The following is a 19293-nucleotide window of genomic DNA, read 5'->3' as shown; positions in this document are numbered from 1 at the left end:
TGTGAAACATGAAGAGGGCTATTTCATGGCGCAATTTATAGACCGAAGGCTCAATGGCAAGAACAAGAGCGCTGTTAATCGACAGCGCTTCTTGAAGCGCCACAAAGAGCAAATAAAAGAGTCGGTAGCAGACGCAGTGAATCGACGCTCGATTACGAATACGGAAACGGGCGAAGACGTCTCTATCCCTCACAAAGACATCAATGAGCCGATCTTTCATCAAGGCAAAGGTGGTGTTCGCGAACGAGTTCATCCCGGCAATGACCAATTCATTACTGGTGATAAAATTGAGCGTCCCAAAGGTGGCGGTCAAGGTAGTGGCTCGGGAGAAGGCAATGCCAGTCCAGATGGAGAAGGCCAAGACGAATTTGTATTCCAAATATCAAAAGATGAGTACCTCGATATTTTGTTCGAAGATCTCGAGCTGCCTAATCTAGAAAAAAACCAAATTGCCAAAATTACTGAATGGAAAACGCACCGCGCAGGCTTTCAAACTGCTGGTATCCCTTCAAACATTGCGGTAGTACGTTCGCTGCAACAATCTCTTGCACGACGTACGGCAATGACCGCGGGTAAGAAACGTCTTCTCAAAGAGCTAGAAGATGAACTTGCTCGCATCAAAAACATTGAACCCGCTCAGCAGTTTGAAGAGAACCGCTTGAAGGCTGAAATTGAAGAGCTGCGTAAGAAAATTGAGGGGGTTCCATTTATTGACACCTTCGACTTACGCTTTAAAAACTATGAAAAACGCCCTGTACCATCTAGTCAAGCTGTGATGTTTTGTTTGATGGACGTATCGGGCTCGATGGATCAAGCAACGAAAGACATCGCTAAACGTTTTTACGTTCTGTTATACCTGTTCTTAACTCGTACTTACGAGAATGTAGACGTTGTCTTTATTCGCCACCACACCCAAGCGAAAGAAGTGGACGAGCACGAGTTCTTCTACTCGCAAGAAACCGGGGGCACCATTGTATCCAGCGCATTGAAACTGATGGACGAAATCGTAAAAGAGCGCTATCCAATTGGACAATGGAACATTTATGCTGCGCAAGCATCCGATGGTGATAACTGGGCAGATGACTCGCCAAGATGCCGCGATCTATTAGTGAACAAACTACTGCCAAACTGTCAGTACTACTCCTACATAGAGATCACACGACGCTCGCACCAAACTTTATGGCATGAGTACGAAAAGCTTACCGATGAATTTCCGAACTTCGCAATGAAAAACATTCGCTCTGTGGAGGATATTTTCCCAGTCTTCCGTGAACTATTCCAAAAAGAAACGGCGTAAGGAGGCTAGCGATGAGTACCGCAACGAAAAACCTCTCAGGAGAGGCGCCTAAGAAGCGTAATAGTAAAATGCTGCCAGATGGACCGGATTGGACATTTGAGCTGTTGGAACGCTACCACAAAGAGATTAAGCGTGTCGCACAACACTATCGCCTAGACACTTACCCTAACCAGATAGAAGTGATTACTTCCGAGCAAATGATGGATGCCTACTCAAGTATTGGTATGCCCATCAATTACAACCACTGGTCGTTTGGTAAGAAGTTCATCCAAACGGAGCAGAACTATAAGCATGGTCAAATGGGGTTAGCCTACGAGATTGTCATTAACTCCAATCCGTGTATCGCTTATTTGATGGAAGAAAATACCGTGACAATGCAAGCGCTGGTGATTGCTCACGCTTGTTACGGACACAACTCTTTCTTCAAAGGTAATTATCTGTTCCAAACCTGGACGGACGCTAGCTCCATCATCGATTATTTACTGTTTGCCAAAAAGTATTTGGCTGAATGTGAGGAGCGATATGGAGTACAGGAAGTGGAAAAACTGCTCGACTCCTGCCACGCCTTAATGAACTTTGGTGTGGATCGTTACAAGCGACCAGAAAAAATCTCCATTACCGAAGAGAAAGCGCGACAAGAAGAACGCGAGGCATACTTACAGTCTCAAGTGAATGAATTGTGGCGCACAGTACCAAGAGCCAAAACCAAAGAGGAAGATCTTAAAGAACGGTTCCCAAGCGAGCCTCAGGAAAACTTGCTCTACTTTTTCGAAAAGCATGCCCCGCTACTAGAGCCGTGGCAACGTGAAGTCGTGCGGATTGTACGCAAAATCAGTCAGTATTTTTATCCGCAAAAACAAACGCAGGTAATGAACGAAGGCTGGGCAACATTCTGGCATTACACCATTCTCAACCATCTTTACGATGAGGGTTTGGTATCCGAAAAGTTCATACTAGAGTTCTTACATAGCCATACCAGTGTGGTAGCTCAACCGCCTTATAATAGCCCTTACTTTAATGGTATTAATCCATACGCCTTGGGCTTTGCAATATTCCGAGATATTAAACGTATCTGTGAAGAACCAACTGATGAGGACAAGGAGTGGTTTCCGGATTTGGCAGGAACCGATTGGTTAGATGCGGTACATTTCGCGATGCATAATTTCAAAGATGAAAGCTTCATTAGCCAATACCTTTCTCCGAAATTAATGCGTGATTTCAAGCTGTTTGCGATCAACGATGATGACCACAAAAACTTTATTGAAGTCGCCGCGATACACGATGAGATGGGTTATAAACGTATTAGAGAAACCTTAGCCGCTCAGTACAACTTATCTAATCTTGAGCCAAACATTCAGGTATTTAATGTCGATGTTCGTGGGGACCGCTCACTCACGTTGCAATACGTACCTCATAACCGAATCCCGCTTGATGACAGTTACGAAGAAGTTCTGAAACACGTGTACCGATTGTGGGGATTTGATGTCATTCTGCAAGAAGTAAAAGACACAGGTCACCGAGAAGTCTTAGCGACCTGCCCTAAACGGAACCAATATGACACAAACATCTAACTAATACTTGGATATAAGCAACAAAAAGGCTCCTAATTCAGGAGCCTTTCTCGTTCTTAATTCAATGTGACCTTTAGTTATGCTTGCTTCGCCACAATAGCGCGCACCGCCTCTAGATCTTCTGGCGTATCAACGCCGGCTGCTGGCGCTTCTTTCGCTACCGCTACATGAATTTTTTCACCGTACCAAAGCACTCGTAGTTGCTCAAGGCACTCGATCTGCTCCAATGCGCTCGGAGCCCAGTTTACATACGTATTAATGAAACCAGCTCGATAAGCATAAATACCAATATGACGCATTAATGGATTGGCAATGATTTTGTCTTGTTTGGCAAAGTTATCGCGATCCCAAGGGATAGTTGCTCGGCTAAAGTACATCGCATAGCCTTGCTCATTAGCCACAACTTTAACTGCATTCGGATTGAACACTTCTTCTTCCGAGTCTATTTCTACGGCTAATGTCGCCATCGGAGCATCACACCCCGATAAGTTATCAGCAACCTGACGAATGATAGACGGTGGAATCAAAGGCTCGTCCCCTTGCACATTAACAATAATGTGGTCTGCAGGAATAGCCATTTTTTCAACAACTTCAGCAAGGCGTTCAGTACCTGATTCGTGGTTAGGAGAAGTCATACAGACTTTACCACCAAACGACGAGACAGCATCAGCAACACGCTCGTCATCAGTTGCCACGATAACATCTTCCGCACCCGCTTGTAGCGCTTGATCGTAAACCCACTGAACCATAGGCTTACCGCCAATATCCGCTAACGGTTTACCAGGCAAACGGCTCGATGCGTAACGCGAAGGAATGACAACCGTAAAAGACATTAGCGTCCCTCATCCATACTCATAGTACGAGCCTCAGGCTCGAGCAGAACAGGAATACCCTCTTTGATCGGGTAAGCGAGGCGATCCAATTTGCAGATCAACTCTTGATTCTCTTTATCGTACGTCAGCTTACCTTTGCAAACAGGGCAAGCTACAATCTCAAGCAGACGGTGATCCATAAGCCGCTTTAACCTCTTTTATTCTCTTTAAAATTTGCTCTGCATCGTTTGGTTCAAACTGGGCAGATACAGGCAGATACCACCAATTATCTTGCGCATAATGGCTGCACTTGACGGCATCTTTCTCGGTCATAATCACATTGGCTCCTTGTTGAGCCAATGCTTCTAATTCTTGTTGGTCAAAGTCTTGATGGTCAGCAAAACCTTTTGTGACTTTAACATCTGCGTTCATCGAGTTTAATGTATGAAAAAATCGTGGTGGATGCCCAATCCCTGCAAATGCCACTAGCTCTTTTAACTCAGAAACTTCCACAAGTTGCTTAGTCTTGAGGTTAATGGCTTTAGATGGCGCTAAAGTCATTGCGATTTCGCCCGTATGTGCTTGACCGCCATTGGTGATGATAAAGTCGACTTCAGCAAGACGCTCGACCCCTTCACGAAGTGGGCCAAGCGGAATGAGGCTTTCATTCCCAAATCGGCGATTCCCATCCACAATCACTAACTCAATATCACGGCCTAACGCATAATGCTGTAACCCATCGTCCGTAATAATGATATCTACACCTGACTCTAACAGTGCTTTCACAGCATTTGAACGCACCGGGTCTACCGCAACAGGCGCTCCTGTGCGGCGATGAATCAACTTAGGCTCATCACCACAATGTTTCGCAGGCGTATCTTCTTTTAGCACTAACGGATAGGCAGGAGCTTTTGCTCCATAGCCACGAGAAACGACCCCTGGCTTAAGTCCAAGCTGTTGCAGTTGCTCAACAAGCCAAACGACAACTGGTGTTTTGCCATTACCACCAGCTGTGATATTGCCGACAACAATAACAGGGATAGGCGCGTTGTAGGCTTGCTTACGGCCCGTTTGATATTGCTTTCGCTTAGACTTACTTATTGCTCCAAATAATACACTCAGTGGCCACAAAAGCGGCCACAATAGATATTTTATTGGATGGTTTTCAAACCAGATTTTTTCAACCACCGCGTCTATTCACCAAACTGAATACGGTGCAATTGTGCATACGCACCATTTTTTGCAATAAGATCGGCGTGGTTGCCACGCTCAATGATGGCGCCATCATCAACCACAAGAATTTCATCGGCTTTCTCGATTGTGGATAAGCGGTGCGCAATCACGAGTACCGTTTTGTCTTTCTGCAGCTCATCTAATGCAGCTTGGATAGCGCGTTCGGATTCCGTATCCAAAGCAGAGGTCGCCTCATCAAGAATCAATACCGGTGCATCACGCAATAGAGCACGTGCAATAGCGACACGTTGACGTTGACCGCCAGATAGACTCGCGCCATTTTCACCAATCATCGCATCTAGTCCGCCATCCATCTTACTGATGAACTCCATCGCATGAGCTAGACAAGCAGCACGTTCAATATCGTCAAGTGAATACCTGTCTTCTGTCGCGTACGCAATATTGTTCGCAATCGTATCATTGAATAGATGCACATTTTGTGAAACCAAAGCAAACTGTTTACGTAAGTTTTTCAGCTCATAGTCACGGATATCATGACCATCAAGCGTAATACAGCCGCTATTTACATCGTAGAAACGGTTAAGCAAACTCGCGATGGTACTTTTACCGGAACCAGAACGACCAACCAGCGCAACGGTCTTCCCTCTTGGAATATCGAAGCTGACATTTTCCAATGCTGGCTTTTCTGCGCCAGTATAAGTAAAGCTTACGTTTTTAACTGAAACATCGCCATTTGCGCGTTCAACTGTCAACTTACCTTCGTTTTTCTCAGGCTCAAGGTCAATCAACGCAAAGAGCGTTTGGCTCGCGGCCATACCACGTTGGAACTGAGAGGTAACGTTAGTAAGCGCTTTAAGCGGACGCATCAAACCAAACATCGCAGAGAAGACAACCGTAAATGTACCTGGAGTCAGTTGCTCTTTAATCGAGTCAATACTTGCTAAGTAAAGAACGGCAACAATAGCAAGTGACGCAATCATTTGAATGATAGGGTTAGCCGCCGCTTGAGCCGTCACCAACTTCATGCTTTGTTGACGCATTTGGTTGCTGACTTTTTCAAATCGTTTACGTTCGATATCCTGGCCGCCGTAGCTCAACACGACTTTATGGCCTTTCAGCATCTGCTCTGCTGACGCAGTCACGTTGCCCATCATTGTCTGCATATTTTTGGATATTTTTCTAAAACGTTTAGAAACGACACCAATACCCCACGCGACAACGGGAGCAACAGCAAACAACACTAACGACAACTGCCAGCTGTTGTAAAACATCAGGACTAACAGGCCAATGATACTTGCACCTTCGCGAACAATGCTCACTAACGCTTGGCTGGTTGCCGCAGATACTTGCTCTGAATCGTAGGTAATGCGTGACAATAAATTGCCCGTCTTTTCCTTATCGAAGTAAGACACAGGCATATGCATAAAGTGATTGAATACCATACGGCGGACTTGCATAACCACATTGCCGGATACCCAGCTCAAACAGTATGTGGAGACAAATCCACTGATGCCACGGACAAACATCATGGCAAAAATAATCAATGGAAGCGTGCGTAGAAAGTCAGATTCAGCGTTCCCAAAACCTTCATCGAGTAGCGGCTTTAGCAAGGAAATCATATAAGTATCTGATATTGCATTAATAACTAATGCTAAAACAGCAACGATTAGGCCAGATTTATAAAGGCGTATAAATTGCCAGAGACGCTTAAACGTCTGCCAAGTCGTTTCATCAGTATTTGTTGACATAGAAGTGCTTTGTTTTCTTACATTGAGGCATTCATTCTACTCTGTTAGCGCTCATATGCCTATCCCTAGAACGTACACTAAGTTTGCTAATGTATAAGACTGCCACTTTTCCAGTAGATCTCCAATGTGTCATTGGCTAACCAACTCTGACTCAACTGATATTAAATCTTAAATATGAAAATTGGGGGGTCAAATCTCATCGTTAAGCAAACTTGACCATCGTACCTGTCCCTCTACTGATAAACATTAATAAATGTGTTACGTCCACTTAGAGAAAGTCTTTTAGTCTTTTATATTTCGCTCTATACTCTTGACATGTTAATCCTTATTTACAACAAAAAAATATGCAAGTCATTCCCATTGTTCATTGTTTTGATAACAACTATGTTATTCCAGCTGCAGTAGCATTCTATTCTTTGCTTGAGAAGTCAGATAAAAACTACAAATACCAGATATATGTCTTACATGAAGATATTACGCTGCAAAATCAAGAAAAATTAAAAAAAACCATACAAAAATTCAAAAACTCAGAACTTATTTTCATTAATTTCAATGAAAAATTCGACTTTGAAAATGATTGGAAAAACATAAAGACAAAAGGTCATTACTCTAAAGCTATGTTTTACAAACTTAGCATTTCAAGCTTAATTAAAGAGCATAAAAAAATGATCGTATCTGATGTCGATGTCATTTACTTAAATGACATTTCAAAAGATTTTATAGAATATAATAACAACGATGATAATAATTATATATCAGGGGTATTCTCTGTAGATAGGATCCTAAGCTATAATGATGTTTATAAAAAGAGTTTTTCTAATGAAGAAATTAGTCAACTAAAAATAGGTGCTGGATACTTTTTTATGAATGCCGATCTCGTTAGAAAAGATAATTTAGAGAAAAGGTTTAAAGACTACCTCGAAAAAAACTCTCACAGATTAATACAGCCAGAACAAGACGTTCTAAACTTCTGTTGTCACCCTAAAGTTGGAAAATTACCCTTAAGGAACATGGTTTGTAACTATGTGTATAGTATGTATGACAGAAAAGAGTTTGTGGATGAGATTAACTATACTAAAGAAGAATTATTGGATGCATATGATAATCCGATTCAACTCCATTATGCATCAAGCATAAAACCATGGAACAAGTTAGACTCAATAAAAGCTAACTTGTGGTTAGAATGCCTACTTAAGACCGAGTTTTACGAAGACTATTTTTCTAGCTTAGAGCAACTAGTCAGACCAAATGGTGAAAAGAAGCTATTCAGTTTTACACTGCCATTAAAAAAGAATAAAAAATTCAGATTTGATATGTTAAAAATAAAGAGCTAAAAACTTATAGACCTAATTCGATATTAGGTCTTTTTATATTAGTTACTCTTACGCAGCATCTGCCTATACCAAGGCTCAAATGTATCGCTACGTTTGGTTTCTGAGCGCCAATTATCACGGTGAATAGAGAAGCTTACCTGACCATATTCCCCAGTATCAAGCCAAGTAATGTCAAGCTTGCGATATGCTGCAACAACATGTTCTGCCGGCATTCCCCATTGATTATTTTTTGCCAAAGAAGCAACGGCCACACTCGGGTTTACCGCCTCAATAAAGCGAGGATTCGACGAACTTTTACTACCATGATGAGGGACCAACATCACATCACTTTTTAACTTTTCAGGCTCCCTGAGCAAGATCCACTCGCTAATGGTCTCAATATCACCAGTAAAAAGCATACTGAACGTAGAAATAGGGTCGGTAAGACGTAGTACACAGGAGTGCGGATTATATGCACGTTGAACAAGAGCAGGAGGCCAAAGTACTTCTATATTTAACCCTTGCCATTTCCAATGATCGCCGCGAGTACAAGACTCATATCCGATAAAGTTTTGGCTACTGAGTTTGCGCTGTGGCGAAAAGGCATCTTCAATGAACAAGCGCCCTCCTGCATGGTCATTGTCGGAATGGCTGAGGATCATCGTATCGATGCTTTCATAACCTCGTTGATGCAAGACCGGAGTGACGACCTGCTCCGCAATACTGCCATTTTGCCATGCTTTACCTGTATCATAGAGCAACACTTTATCGTCTTTTTCTACAATCACCGCAAGGCCATGGCCCACATCTAGTACATCAATTCGCCAATGTTGCTGATCATATTCCGATGTGAGCTTAATACTAATTACAATGCCAAGTAACAAACACCACGCGTACTGAAACATGAATCGTTGAAACACCAAGCAAATAATTCCCGCCAGAATCAACCCTGTCATTTCTATACTAATGGGTTGCCAGGAGCCTATCGCGTACTGAATTGACGTGCTCAATGGCTGCAATGACCAGTCCACCAACTGCCACAGAGGCTTTGCTATCATTTCAAGAAATAAAGATGAGAACAGGGCCAGAAACATCAAAGGCACAACGATAAATCCGAACCAAGGAATAAACGCCAAGTTGTATGCAATTGATGACAAACTGAAACCAGAAAAGTAATAGCCACTAATAGGCACGATTAACACACTCAACATCAATTGAGTAAGCAATAACACTTTTAACTTCGCTTTCCAGCCCCCGTTTTGATGCCGAATCAAATTGATTGCGAACAACACTGCGCAAACTGACAAATACGATAACCAAAAACTCATGCTATACGATGCAAAAGGTTGAACAAGCAGTTGTAGCGCTACCGCGAGCAAAAGTACCCGCCAGGAAGCCCAGTGCACTAAGGTATATTTGAGAACGACGTAAATAACACATACCGACACCGCGCGGGTAGTAGGTAATGAGAAGTCCGCTAACCAAGCATAGGCAACGGCAAACATCAGCCCACATAAGCTAGGCAATAGCTGGTATTGAGGTAACGCATAACGAATGGCACCGCCCACCACTAGCCCAAAAGTGAACGCCATACCAATATGTAAGCCCGAAATCGAGACCAAGTGCAGTAAACCACTGTCTCTGAGTGCTTGCCAATCCTCCTTAGATAACCAAGAGCGATCGGCAAAAACTAACGCATTTATTAACGAGAAATGATGAAGGGAGGACACATCCTCCGAAACATCAGCGATAATGGCTTGGCGCAAAGATGTAGTAGAACGAATAATCCAGGTAACATCCTTATTAACAACACCGCGTGCGATAATACTTTTACCCATTGCGTGCTTTTCGGCGTCAAAACCAGCTTCGTTGCGTAGGCCTGTAATCGGCTTTAACGAGACGGATGTCGTAAACTCACTGTTAACATCGAGTGGAAAAGGCGTAATAAGACGGATTTTAGGTTTAAGAAAAGGTAACAGAGTTTGAGAATTTACCTTTTTTAGAGCCACAATGCCTTCATATCCGTGACTTATTTGCGTAAAAGGGCTGTCAACTTTACCAATTATGGTAATATTCTCCCCTGCTTGAAAAAGGGCTTGTCTCTGAGACTCCAATACATTGCCGTGGACGATGACAACCATAAAGCCCGCAATTGCGCCTATGCTAATTAAGCCACGACGTAATTTGATTATTGAGCCAGTGGTTATTATTCCCAGCAGCAGCCAACGCCAATCTGGTATTGTCGGCCACCAAGCTGACGAAATTACGCTCGCTACAAATAACGCCAAGGTCCAACTTTTTTCTGAGAGAGTCATGCTGTCCTATGCCTAGAAAGCTGATAAAACGCTTCATGCCAGATCATGAATTGATCAAACGCCAAAAAGCATTGAAGGTCTTCGGCAATGTGTTGTACAACCCGAACTTGTGGTGTTTAAATCGTCGCTCGGCGTCTGGGGCTTTTGCTGTCGGGTTATTTATGGCATTTGTTCCGCTACCAAGCCAAATGATCATGGCTGCAGGTTTGGCAATCATGCTTGGCGTCAATTTACCTCTCTCCGTCGCTTTGGTATGGATAAGCAACCCTATCACCATGCCTGTGTTATTTTATTTTGCGTATAAGCTTGGCGCTTTAGTGATGCATGTTCCTCCGCAACCTTTCCACTTTGAACTTTCGTGGGAATTCATCATGCAACAGATGAGCACTATTGGCCCTCCATTCTTATTAGGCTGTGCTATCTGTGGTGTCGTATCCGCGATTATTGGCTACTTCGGCATTAGAGGACTTTGGCGCTACTCAGTGGTTCGGAGCTGGCAAAAACGCAAAATAAGATAAGACGTTACTGCATAAAAATCAGCATTTGCGCTATCAGTTGAGGGGCACCTAACAGTTAGAATGAAACACGATGTCGCTCAAGTTGGATAAATACAAAAAAGGACCGAATTCGGTCCTTTTTGCTTTTCTCGTATTGTAAAACGGTTGGTTATTTAGAACTCAGCACCGCTGCCGGATTTAACTTCGCGGCGCGAGAAGCGGGATACCACGTTGCAAGCAAACTCAAAACGATCGCCGTCACCGACACCAATGCTACGTCTGGCCAGTGTAACTGTGATGGTAAGAAGTCGACGAAGTAAATATCACCCGATAAAAACTGATGACCGATTAAGCTCTCTAACCCTTTAATTAACGGAGTCAGGTTTAACGCCACTAAGACACCAATAACACTGCCGACGAGACTGCCAAATACACCAGAGAACACGCCTTGCCAAACAAAGATACGTTTGATTAGGCTATCTTTTGCTCCCATTGTTCGCAAAATTGCAATTTCTGCGGCTCGATCTTTCACTGCCATCATCAGCGTAGACACAATGTTAAAACACGCCACACCAATCACCAGTACCATCACCAAGTACATAATGGTGCGTACGAGCTGAATATCGCGATACAAAAAACCAAACTTTTGCTGCCAGCTTTTCAAATACACGTAAACATCCACCATGCTACCTACCTCACGAACAATAGAAGGCGCATTGAGAACATCGTCAGTTTTTAGTGAAATGCCAGTAACCCCTTCCCCTAACCTTGCGTATTGCTGAGCATCCGCTAATGGCACTAACGCTAAAGAATGGTCTATTTGGCCATTCAACGTTAAGAACCCAGACACCTTCACCCGCACACGCTTAGGAGCCTGCACTTTGTTTGCGCCGCCGGTTTGCGGAATCATCAACGTAATGTAATCCCCCACGGCGACATTTAGCTCATTTGCGACACCTCGGCCTAAGATCACTTGCTGCTGACCGGCATAAAAGTTTTGCCAAGCTTCTTGGTCAATAAAATTCGATAAGCTCGACACCGCTTGCTCGAAAGTAGGCTCTACGCCACGAACTTCTATCGCTTTTAGCTTACTGCCTTTTTCTGCTAAGCCCGTAAAACGAACATACGGTGCTGCCGCAACAACATCTTCATGGTTTAGGGCTTGATTCATCGTTTTGGTGTAGTTATGAAGCGGTCCATTAACACCTTCCAACTCACCGTGTGGAATAACTGACAACACACGCGATTGCAGCTCGCGCTCAAAGCCATTCATTGCAGAAAGACCGATAATGATCACGGCTACACCAACCGCAATGCCAATCGTTGAAGAAAGCGAAATGAAAGACACCATCTTGTTGCGCTTTTTCGCTCGACTGAAGCGACCACCAATCATCAATGCTAAAGATGAAAACAAAATTAGCCCTCCGCAGATGCTGTATCAGTCACAAAACGATCTACGAGCAAACCATCTTGCATGTGCATTTGACGATCCATTTTCGCCGCCAGCTCTTTATCATGCGTGACAACCAAAAATGCAATGTTTGACTCTTTATTGAGCTCGCGCATCAAATCATAGATAGACAGTGCCGTATTATGATCTAAGTTCCCCGTAGGTTCATCGGCCAAAACAAGATCAGGCTTATTCACCAATGCACGCGCAATCGCAACACGCTGACGCTCACCGCCCGATAACTCAGAGGGTCTGTGTTGCATCCGATGACTCAAACCCACTTTATCTAACAGCGCTTTAGCCGCCTGTTTTGCATCCGCTACTTTAGCGCCGCCAATCATCAGTGGCATCGCCACGTTTTCAAGCGCAGTAAAATCAGCTAACAAGTGATGGAACTGGTATACAAAACCAAGGTGCTTGTTGCGTAAAGCCGCCTGTTTATTCGAACTTAAAGCCGATAGGTTTTGCCCTAGAAAATCAACTTCACCATGAGTTGCGTCATCTAACGCCCCTAGAATATGCAATAAGGTACTTTTTCCGGAACCAGAAGAGCCAACAATAGAAACCAGCTCCCCTTTATCGATATCGAAACTTACGCCTTTCAACACTTCCGTATCTAACGAACCCTCTCGGTAGACTTTACGAATATCACGACATTCTAATAGCTTATTCATAGCGAAGTGCCTCAGCAGGTTTAACAGAAGATGCTCGATAAGAAGGATAAAGCGTAGCAGCAAGGCTAAGAGCAATCGCCAACACCACCACTAAAAGAATTTGCAGTGAATCAATCAAAATAGGTAGATGGCCACCGAAACTGAATAGCGCCACACCAGCAGATTCAAGAATCGCATTCAGGTTAAGTGACAAGATCACGCCCGCAGCGCCACCGACAATCGCGCCAATTACACCACTGCTTGCCCCTTGTACCATGAAAATGGTCATCACTTGAGATTGAGTCATGCCTTGAGTTTTCAATATTGCGACTTCTGATTGTTTCTCCATCACCACCATGATTAAGGCGGAGATAATATTGAATGCAGCAACGCCCACAATTAGACCTAGCATAAGTCCCATCATGTTCTTTTCCATTTTCACCGCTTGGAAAAGCTCACCACGCTGTTCGCGCCAATCACTCCATTGCCACCCGTCAGGCATGGGTTGATCAGCAAAATCCGTCACCATAAATGGATCAGAGAAAAAGACACGCCAACCAGAAACCGTGTCTTTCGGAAAACGCATCAACTTAGATGCATCCGTCATGTTAACAATCATTAATTGACCATCAACGTCCGATCCCGTATTGAAAATACCAGCGACAGTAAAATTGCGCTGGCTAGGAATACGGCCAAGTGGGGTAAACTGCGTCGCGTTGGTCACCATTAAGCGCACTTTATCCCCCATTGATACCTTTAGCGAGCGCGCCAAGCTATGACCTAAAAAGACATTGTAATCGCCCGCTTGAAGTGACGATAATCGCCCAGCAATCAAATGGTTGCTAATCGGATCGCCTTTCTTTGGTTCAATGCCAATGAGATAACCTGCCGTCAGTTGCGCAGAACTCTGAATTACAGCCTCTCCACGAACGATAGGCTCCGGTTCAGATTCACTCGACATCGCTTGAACAAATGGAGGGGCAGACTCGGTCAACGGCGTTTTTCCATCATGTTGTGAAACAACAGCGTGAGGCAGCACACCTAAAATGCGCTCTTTTAACTGCGATTCGAACCCATTCATCACAGAAAGAACCGTCACCAACGCCATTACACCGATCGTAATACCCGCCGTCGACATATAAGAAACAAATCGGCTGAACCTATCCCCAGAGCGTCCCCGAAGATATCTCAAACCAATAAATAATGAGATAGGATGATACATATAAGACAAACCAACTGGTTGTTTTGATATAAAGCTTTAGCAGATTATCTTACCTTACTCTTCTCATTAAGAAGACAAGAGAATCGCTAAATTTGTCAACGACATGCAATAAGTCTGTATTTAGGGCAAAAAGTTCAAGGACAAATCAGGTAAACTTGATAACTTCATTCAGTTAGCGATAATCAGTGCCCTACTTCTCTTTGTTTGTTGAGTGAACAAGGAGCGCTCGCTGGCAAAAGGACCGACTATATGACAGAGCAAGAATACTTTACCGTCCATCATAATCTCACTATCAACGTCGAAACGTTGAGTGCGGATTTTGCTTTGCCAGATGAAGAAACCTTTGTCTCCGAAATTCCAGCACCGTTTATTGTTGCCAGCGAATTTAGCCATCTAGATATGTTGGCAGACAATGCACGTCTAGAGCTAAAAAACAAAGATTTAAAGCATGTGATTAACTTGCTTGATACGCAAAACGCGAAACTTAACCTCTTGTTGAGCTTTATGCTTTCACAACAAGATGATGCCTCCATTCGATACCAAACCACGAAGTTTGGTGCCAGCCAACTCAGTTACCGTTCAGATACAGCGCTATCTGCCCAACAACTCGTTCGTGTTAAACTGTTTCTCGATCATCCTGCTGCAGCGATTTACGGTTACGCTCAAGTAGAAGAATGTGATGCTTCAGAGCAAGATTTCATTATCACGCTTAGATATAAGATGCTACGTGAATCTGACCAAGATTTGCTCATAAAAGCGGCACTATATCAACAACAAAAACTTTTACGTCAGCGCTCGATGGAGCGAGATAAAAAATAACTCCTATGACAAAAGCAACGATTCTTTCCGTCACCAATCCTTCTGAGCGTGGCGACAAAAAACAGCTAGGTAATTTACCGGGCGCGGCTCTACCTCTAGCTATTGCTGAGCTAGCCAAGCAGCATTCGAGTCACTCGCTACTCGTCGTGCCTGACCCGCAAATCGCTTTAAAGCTTCAAGCGGAGATTGAACAATTCACCGACCAAACAGTAAGCCTGTTCCCTGATTGGGAAACGCTGCCTTACGATAACTTTTCTCCGCATCAAGAAATCATCTCTGAACGTATCGCGCGCCTATACCAACTGCCAAGCCAACGTAATGGCATTACCATCGTGCCAGTCAGTACGGTGCTGCAGCGACAGTCGCCACGTGATTTTCTATTGCAACATACCTTAATGGTGAAAACCGGCGATCAACTCTCGCTTGAGAAACTACGTGTACAACTTGAAAATTCGGGCTACCGCCACGTAGACCAAGTATTTGGGCCAGGTGAATACGCGAGCCGTGGGTCGATTCTCGATCTATTTCCTATGGGCAGCGATGACCCGTATCGCATCGACTTCTTTGATGATGAGATAGATACCATTCGCACGTTTGATCCAGAGAACCAACGCTCTATCGACGATATTCAGCAAATTCAATTGCTGCCTGCGCATGAGTTCCCAACCACTAAAGAAGCGATTGAGGATTTTCGTACACGTTGGCGCACCCAATTTGAAGCACGCCGAGAGCCAGAATCGATCTACATGCAAGTGACCAAAGGCACTTGGCCCGCGGGTATTGAGTATTGGCAACCGCTGTTTTTTGACCATACCGAGACTTTATTTGAATATTTGCCAGAAGACTCTCAAGTCATCACATATGGTGATATTGAATCTGCGGTCGATACTTTCTTAACCGATGTCGAATATCGGTACGACCAGAAAAAAGTTGATCCACTACGTCCTCTTTTGACTCCTGAACAACTTTGGCTGAAAAAAGACGAACTCTTCAGCCAACTAAAACAGCTCCCTATGGCTCAATTGAGCCTAGAGAAAGTGGTTAAGCGTGCTGGTCGTCAAAACCTACCAGTACAATCGTTAGCCGAGCTTGGCGTTCAGCAACAAAATAAAGAACCGCTTTCGCGTCTTCGTCAATTCAGTGAGCAATTCAGCGGCAAAATTGTTTTCTCGGTAGAGTCAGAAGGTCGTCGTGAAGCACTAACGGAACTGTTGCAAGGCATCAAAGTTCGCCCAGTCGTACATGGCTCACTTTACCAAGCTCTAGATTCGGGTGACCGCTTCAGTTTGATCTTAGGCGCTGCAGAGCATGGTTTCATTCACGAAGAGCTGAACTTCGCTCTGATCTGTGAAAGTGATCTACTTGGTGACCGCGTTATCCAGCGACGCCGCAAAGATAAAAAAGCAGTCAACAGTGACACCGTTATTCGCCACCTTGCGGAATTGAAACCCGGTCAACCCGTGGTTCATATTGATCACGGCATTGGCCGCTACATCGGTTTGCAAACACTTGAAGCTGGTGGCATGAAAACGGAATACGTAACCCTTGAGTATCAAAACGATGCCAAGCTCTACGTACCAGTTTCATCACTAAACCTTATTAGCCGTTATTCAGGCGGTGCTGAAGAAAGTGCACCACTGCATAAATTGGGTGGCGAGGCTTGGGCAAAAGCACGTCGTAAAGCGGCAGAAAAAGTGCGTGATGTCGCGGCTGAGTTGCTGGATGTTTACGCTAAACGAGAATTAAAACCGGGCTTCAAATTTGAGCTAGATCGTGGGCAATACGCAACGTTTAAAGCAACGTTCCCATTTGAAGAAACGGATGACCAAGCGATGGCCATCAATGCCGTCTTGTCAGACATGTGCCAAGCAAAAGCGATGGATCGCTTAGTGTGTGGTGACGTGGGCTTTGGGAAAACGGAAGTCGCTATGCGCGCAGCATTTGTCGCAACGGATAACAGTAAACAGGTCGCCGTACTCGTACCAACAACCTTACTTGCTCAGCAGCATTTCGAAAACTTCCGTGACCGTTTTGCCAACTTGCCAATCCGAGTTGAAGTACTGTCTCGTTTTAAATCGGCCAAAGAACAAAAAGTCATTTTGCAAGACGTTGCCGATGGTAAAGTCGATATTGTCGTTGGTACACATAAGCTGCTTTCGAGCGACATTAAATTCAAAGATTTAGGTTTGTTGATCGTTGATGAGGAACACCGCTTCGGGGTTCGTCAAAAAGAAAAAGTCAAAGCAATGCGTGCGGATGTGGATATTCTTACCCTTACCGCAACACCAATTCCACGTACTCTGAATATGGCCATGAGTGGCATGCGCGATCTGTCGATCATCGCGACACCTCCAGCGCGTCGTTTAGCCATCAAAACCTTTGTTCGTCAAAGAGAAGAATCTGTGGTCCGTGAGGCGGTACTGCGTGAAATCATGCGTGGTGGTCAGGTTTACTTCCTGCACAATCAGGTAGAAACTATCGAGAAAACCGCGGAAGACTTGCAAAAGCTGATTCCTGAAGCACGAATTACCGTGGCACATGGTCAAATGCGTGAGCGCGAACTAGAGCGCATCATGAATGATTTCTACCACCAGCGCTTTAATGTGTTGGTGTGTACAACGATCATCGAGACTGGTATCGACGTACCAACGGCGAATACCATTATTATGGATCGTGCAGACAACCTTGGTTTAGCGCAACTGCACCAATTGCGTGGCCGTGTTGGACGCTCTCATCATCAAGCCTATGCTTACTTATTAACGCCACATCCAAAAGCCATGACCAAAGATGCTATCAAGCGTCTTGATGCGATTGCTTCACTGGAAGACTTAGGCGCAGGCTTTACTCTAGCAACTCACGACTTGGAAATCCGTGGGGCTGGTGAACTGCTTGGTGACGAGCAAAGTGGGCAAATTCAATCGGTTGGTTTTACACTGTACATGGAAATGCTGGAACAAGCAGTCCAAGCATTGAAAGAAGGTAAAGAACCTTCTTTGGACGAGCTGCTTCGTGAACAAACTGAAGTTGAAATGCGAATCCCAGCGCTCTTGCCAGACAATTACATCCCGGATGTGAATACACGACTGTCGATGTACAAACGTATTGCGAGTGTTACGAGTGGTGAAGAACTCTCAGAGCTCAAAGTGGAACTTATCGATCGATTTGGACTGCTTCCAGACGCGACGAAGAACTTACTTGCTGTCTCAGAATTGAAAATTTCGGCTGGTAGCCTAAAAGCGAAAAAGATAGAAGCCCATGATAAAGGTGGATTTATCGAGTTTTACCCTGATGCTGACATAAATCCAGCGTATTTGGTTAAACTGCTGCAATCACAGCCGCAAAAATTTGCAATGGAAGGTCCAACTAAGTTCAAGTTTAGCGTACCATTGGCGGACCGACGTAAACGCATTCAGTTTGTTCAAGACTTACTGAATGATTTTAAACAGAATTTATTACCAACGAGCTAATAGTCGAATGAGAATACTGATCCCGTTATTGCTTCTATGTGTCTCAATGCCTTCTTGGGCACAGCGTCAATTTGATATTGAAGTGATCATTTTCAAGCGAGCAGTCGACGCTGAAAGCACCACTGAATCTTGGCCGAATCAACTGCCAAAAATCGATATGGAAAATGTCGGCAGCTTAGAGAGTGAATCATACCGTCGCTCTAAAGGCGTAACACTACTGCCACGCTCATCTTTCCGCCTGAATGCGCAAGAAGCAGCATTAAACAACCACGCTGGGTTTAAAGTGCTTAAACACGTAGCATGGCGTCAAGGTGACCGAGGCAAATCTAGCGCCCCAATTTTCCGTATTGTTGGTGGACGAGATTTCTCTGATTCTTATCACGCAGATGGTAGTCCAATCAATGGCAGTACTCAGACATTTTCCACTGACGGTTACAGTGAAGAGACAGTCAACGGTCCTTTGTATGAACTAGACGGTCGATTCCAAATTTACGTGCAGCATTATCTATTCGCTGAAACGACACTAGACCTGCGCGAGCCAAGTGTTAGAGAAGTGCGTTTTGAACCAACTTCAACCGAGCAATTGGCGGATGATTTGGGTGAGGTCGATGGTAATGTTCAAGTGGGTAACTTGGCGGAAATCTCCCCTACAATAACAGAAGAAAAGTTCCTCAAGAGCTACCGAATGGATCAAAAACGCCGTATGCGTAGTAGTGAGACTCATTACCTAGACAACCCATTGATGGGCATGATCATTCAAGTTCGTCGCGTTCGATAAGCACGAGTGATTCAACAAAGCGCAGCATTTGCTGCGCTTTGTTTTTATCTGTTATGTCCTCAGTTATTCCTAACCAACGCAGAGCAAGGAAAATAACTGCGTTACAGTATGAAATAGACAGTTTTCAAATTACTTAAACTCAACATGGAAGTCGTAT

At 44.2% G+C, this 19293-nt stretch carries 15 protein-coding genes; 7 read left to right on the top strand and 8 right to left on the bottom strand.

Annotation, left to right across the window (positions count from 1 at the left end; translation table 11 throughout):
- Nucleotides 1-25 precede the first annotated feature (25 nt).
- A complete protein-coding gene (locus J8Z23_RS05005) occupies nucleotides 26-1297 on the top strand; it encodes a YeaH/YhbH family protein (protein ID WP_005390656.1) in 1272 nt (423 codons plus the stop codon).
- An 11-nt stretch (nucleotides 1298-1308) separates the two neighbouring features.
- The gene (locus J8Z23_RS05000; RefSeq protein WP_434635166.1) at nucleotides 1309-2868 is read left to right on the top strand and encodes a SpoVR family protein; all 1560 of its coding nucleotides are present in this window, start codon (nucleotides 1309-1311) and stop codon (nucleotides 2866-2868) included.
- 77 nt (nucleotides 2869-2945) lie between these two features.
- Here the strand turns inward: J8Z23_RS05000 and kdsB are convergent, their stop codons facing one another.
- Genes kdsB through msbA form a run of 4 tightly spaced genes read right to left on the bottom strand, consistent with a single transcriptional unit; the run spans nucleotide 2946 to nucleotide 6622 of the window.
- Complete coding sequence (gene kdsB / locus J8Z23_RS04995; RefSeq protein WP_085343551.1) at nucleotides 2946-3701, bottom strand: 3-deoxy-manno-octulosonate cytidylyltransferase; 756 nt, start codon at nucleotides 3699-3701, stop codon at nucleotides 2946-2948.
- On the bottom strand, nucleotides 3701-3880 hold the full coding sequence (locus J8Z23_RS04990; RefSeq protein WP_005390649.1) for a Trm112 family protein: 180 nt from the start codon (nucleotides 3878-3880) through the stop codon (nucleotides 3701-3703). The genes kdsB and J8Z23_RS04990 overlap by 1 nt, the downstream gene beginning before the upstream one ends.
- Nucleotides 3861-4868 carry a tetraacyldisaccharide 4'-kinase gene (gene lpxK / locus J8Z23_RS04985; RefSeq protein ID WP_065645404.1) on the bottom strand — a complete coding sequence of 336 codons (1008 nt, stop codon included), beginning with the start codon at nucleotides 4866-4868 and terminating at the stop codon, nucleotides 3861-3863. Before lpxK ends, J8Z23_RS04990 begins: the two co-directional genes overlap by 20 nt.
- 5 nt (nucleotides 4869-4873) lie before the next feature.
- Nucleotides 4874-6622, bottom strand: coding sequence for a lipid A ABC transporter ATP-binding protein/permease MsbA (gene msbA, locus J8Z23_RS04980; RefSeq protein WP_301658969.1), 1749 nt, complete (start codon nucleotides 6620-6622; stop codon nucleotides 4874-4876).
- Nucleotides 6623-6966: 344 nt separating this feature from the next.
- On the opposite strand from msbA, the gene J8Z23_RS04975 reads away from it, so the two are divergent.
- Nucleotides 6967-7956, top strand: coding sequence for a glycosyltransferase family 8 protein (locus J8Z23_RS04975; RefSeq protein WP_434635163.1), 990 nt, complete (start codon nucleotides 6967-6969; stop codon nucleotides 7954-7956).
- 38 nt (nucleotides 7957-7994) lie between these two features.
- Here J8Z23_RS04975 and J8Z23_RS04970 read toward each other — a convergent pair whose 3' ends face one another.
- Nucleotides 7995-10250: a DNA internalization-related competence protein ComEC/Rec2 gene (locus J8Z23_RS04970; RefSeq protein ID WP_434635161.1), complete on the bottom strand. Its 2256-nt coding sequence runs from the start codon at nucleotides 10248-10250 to the stop codon at nucleotides 7995-7997.
- 8 nt (nucleotides 10251-10258) lie between these two features.
- Between J8Z23_RS04970 and J8Z23_RS04965 the strand changes: the two genes are divergently transcribed.
- Complete coding sequence (locus tag J8Z23_RS04965) at nucleotides 10259-10768, top strand: DUF2062 domain-containing protein (RefSeq protein WP_005390643.1); 510 nt, start codon at nucleotides 10259-10261, stop codon at nucleotides 10766-10768.
- Nucleotides 10769-10916: 148 nt separating this feature from the next.
- Here J8Z23_RS04965 and lolE read toward each other — a convergent pair whose 3' ends face one another.
- From lolE to lolC, 3 genes are read right to left on the bottom strand one after another with little or no spacing between them, the layout of a single operon-like run.
- Nucleotides 10917-12161, bottom strand: a complete 1245-nt coding sequence (lolE, locus tag J8Z23_RS04960; RefSeq protein ID WP_109168568.1) for a lipoprotein-releasing ABC transporter permease subunit LolE — start codon at nucleotides 12159-12161, stop codon at nucleotides 10917-10919.
- A 2-nt stretch (nucleotides 12162-12163) separates the two neighbouring features.
- Nucleotides 12164-12871 carry a lipoprotein-releasing ABC transporter ATP-binding protein LolD gene (gene lolD / locus J8Z23_RS04955; protein WP_005378457.1) on the bottom strand — a complete coding sequence of 236 codons (708 nt, stop codon included), beginning with the start codon at nucleotides 12869-12871 and terminating at the stop codon, nucleotides 12164-12166.
- On the bottom strand, nucleotides 12864-14072 hold the full coding sequence (lolC, locus tag J8Z23_RS04950) for a lipoprotein-releasing ABC transporter permease subunit LolC (protein ID WP_167426758.1): 1209 nt from the start codon (nucleotides 14070-14072) through the stop codon (nucleotides 12864-12866). Before lolC ends, lolD begins: the two co-directional genes overlap by 8 nt.
- 249 nt (nucleotides 14073-14321) lie before the next feature.
- Between lolC and J8Z23_RS04945 the strand changes: the two genes are divergently transcribed.
- Genes J8Z23_RS04945 through J8Z23_RS04935 form a run of 3 tightly spaced genes read left to right on the top strand, consistent with a single transcriptional unit; the run spans nucleotide 14322 to nucleotide 19136 of the window.
- The gene (locus J8Z23_RS04945) at nucleotides 14322-14891 is read left to right on the top strand and encodes a hypothetical protein (RefSeq protein ID WP_006742154.1); all 570 of its coding nucleotides are present in this window, start codon (nucleotides 14322-14324) and stop codon (nucleotides 14889-14891) included.
- A 5-nt stretch (nucleotides 14892-14896) separates the two neighbouring features.
- The gene (gene mfd, locus J8Z23_RS04940; protein WP_257887135.1) at nucleotides 14897-18358 is read left to right on the top strand and encodes a transcription-repair coupling factor; all 3462 of its coding nucleotides are present in this window, start codon (nucleotides 14897-14899) and stop codon (nucleotides 18356-18358) included.
- 7 nt (nucleotides 18359-18365) lie between these two features.
- Nucleotides 18366-19136, top strand: coding sequence for a peptidoglycan binding protein CsiV (locus tag J8Z23_RS04935; protein WP_074191059.1), 771 nt, complete (start codon nucleotides 18366-18368; stop codon nucleotides 19134-19136).
- The last annotated feature ends 157 nt before the right edge of the window (nucleotides 19137-19293 follow it).

Origin of the sequence: Vibrio sp. SCSIO 43086, from assembly GCF_051132235.1 — a bacterium.
Classification (GTDB): Bacteria; Pseudomonadota; Gammaproteobacteria; order Enterobacterales; family Vibrionaceae; genus Vibrio; species Vibrio diabolicus.
The sequence above is the reverse complement of the archived record's forward strand: the minus strand, read 5'-3'. Positions and strand labels throughout refer to the sequence as shown.

Excerpts from the sequence above, each read along its gene's own strand:
- lolD (WP_005378457.1), bottom strand. The coding sequence starts at position 12,871 with ATGAATAAGCTATTAGAATGTCGTGATATTCGTAAAGTCTACCGAGAG.
- J8Z23_RS05005 (WP_005390656.1), top strand. The coding sequence starts at position 26 with ATGGCGCAATTTATAGACCGAAGGCTCAATGGCAAGAACAAGAGCGCT.
- J8Z23_RS04935 (WP_074191059.1), top strand. The coding sequence starts at position 18,366 with ATGAGAATACTGATCCCGTTATTGCTTCTATGTGTCTCAATGCCTTCT.
- msbA (WP_301658969.1), bottom strand. The coding sequence starts at position 6,622 with ATGTCAACAAATACTGATGAAACGACTTGGCAGACGTTTAAGCGTCTC.
- J8Z23_RS04945 (WP_006742154.1), top strand. The coding sequence starts at position 14,322 with ATGACAGAGCAAGAATACTTTACCGTCCATCATAATCTCACTATCAAC.
- J8Z23_RS04990 (WP_005390649.1), bottom strand. The coding sequence starts at position 3,880 with ATGGATCACCGTCTGCTTGAGATTGTAGCTTGCCCTGTTTGCAAAGGT.
- J8Z23_RS05000 (WP_434635166.1), top strand. The coding sequence starts at position 1,309 with ATGAGTACCGCAACGAAAAACCTCTCAGGAGAGGCGCCTAAGAAGCGT.
- J8Z23_RS04970 (WP_434635161.1), bottom strand. The coding sequence starts at position 10,250 with ATGACTCTCTCAGAAAAAAGTTGGACCTTGGCGTTATTTGTAGCGAGC.
- J8Z23_RS04975 (WP_434635163.1), top strand. The coding sequence starts at position 6,967 with ATGCAAGTCATTCCCATTGTTCATTGTTTTGATAACAACTATGTTATT.
- J8Z23_RS04965 (WP_005390643.1), top strand. The coding sequence starts at position 10,259 with ATGCCTAGAAAGCTGATAAAACGCTTCATGCCAGATCATGAATTGATC.
- kdsB (WP_085343551.1), bottom strand. The coding sequence starts at position 3,701 with ATGTCTTTTACGGTTGTCATTCCTTCGCGTTACGCATCGAGCCGTTTG.
- lolC (WP_167426758.1), bottom strand. The coding sequence starts at position 14,072 with ATGTATCATCCTATCTCATTATTTATTGGTTTGAGATATCTTCGGGGA.
- mfd (WP_257887135.1), top strand. The coding sequence starts at position 14,897 with ATGACAAAAGCAACGATTCTTTCCGTCACCAATCCTTCTGAGCGTGGC.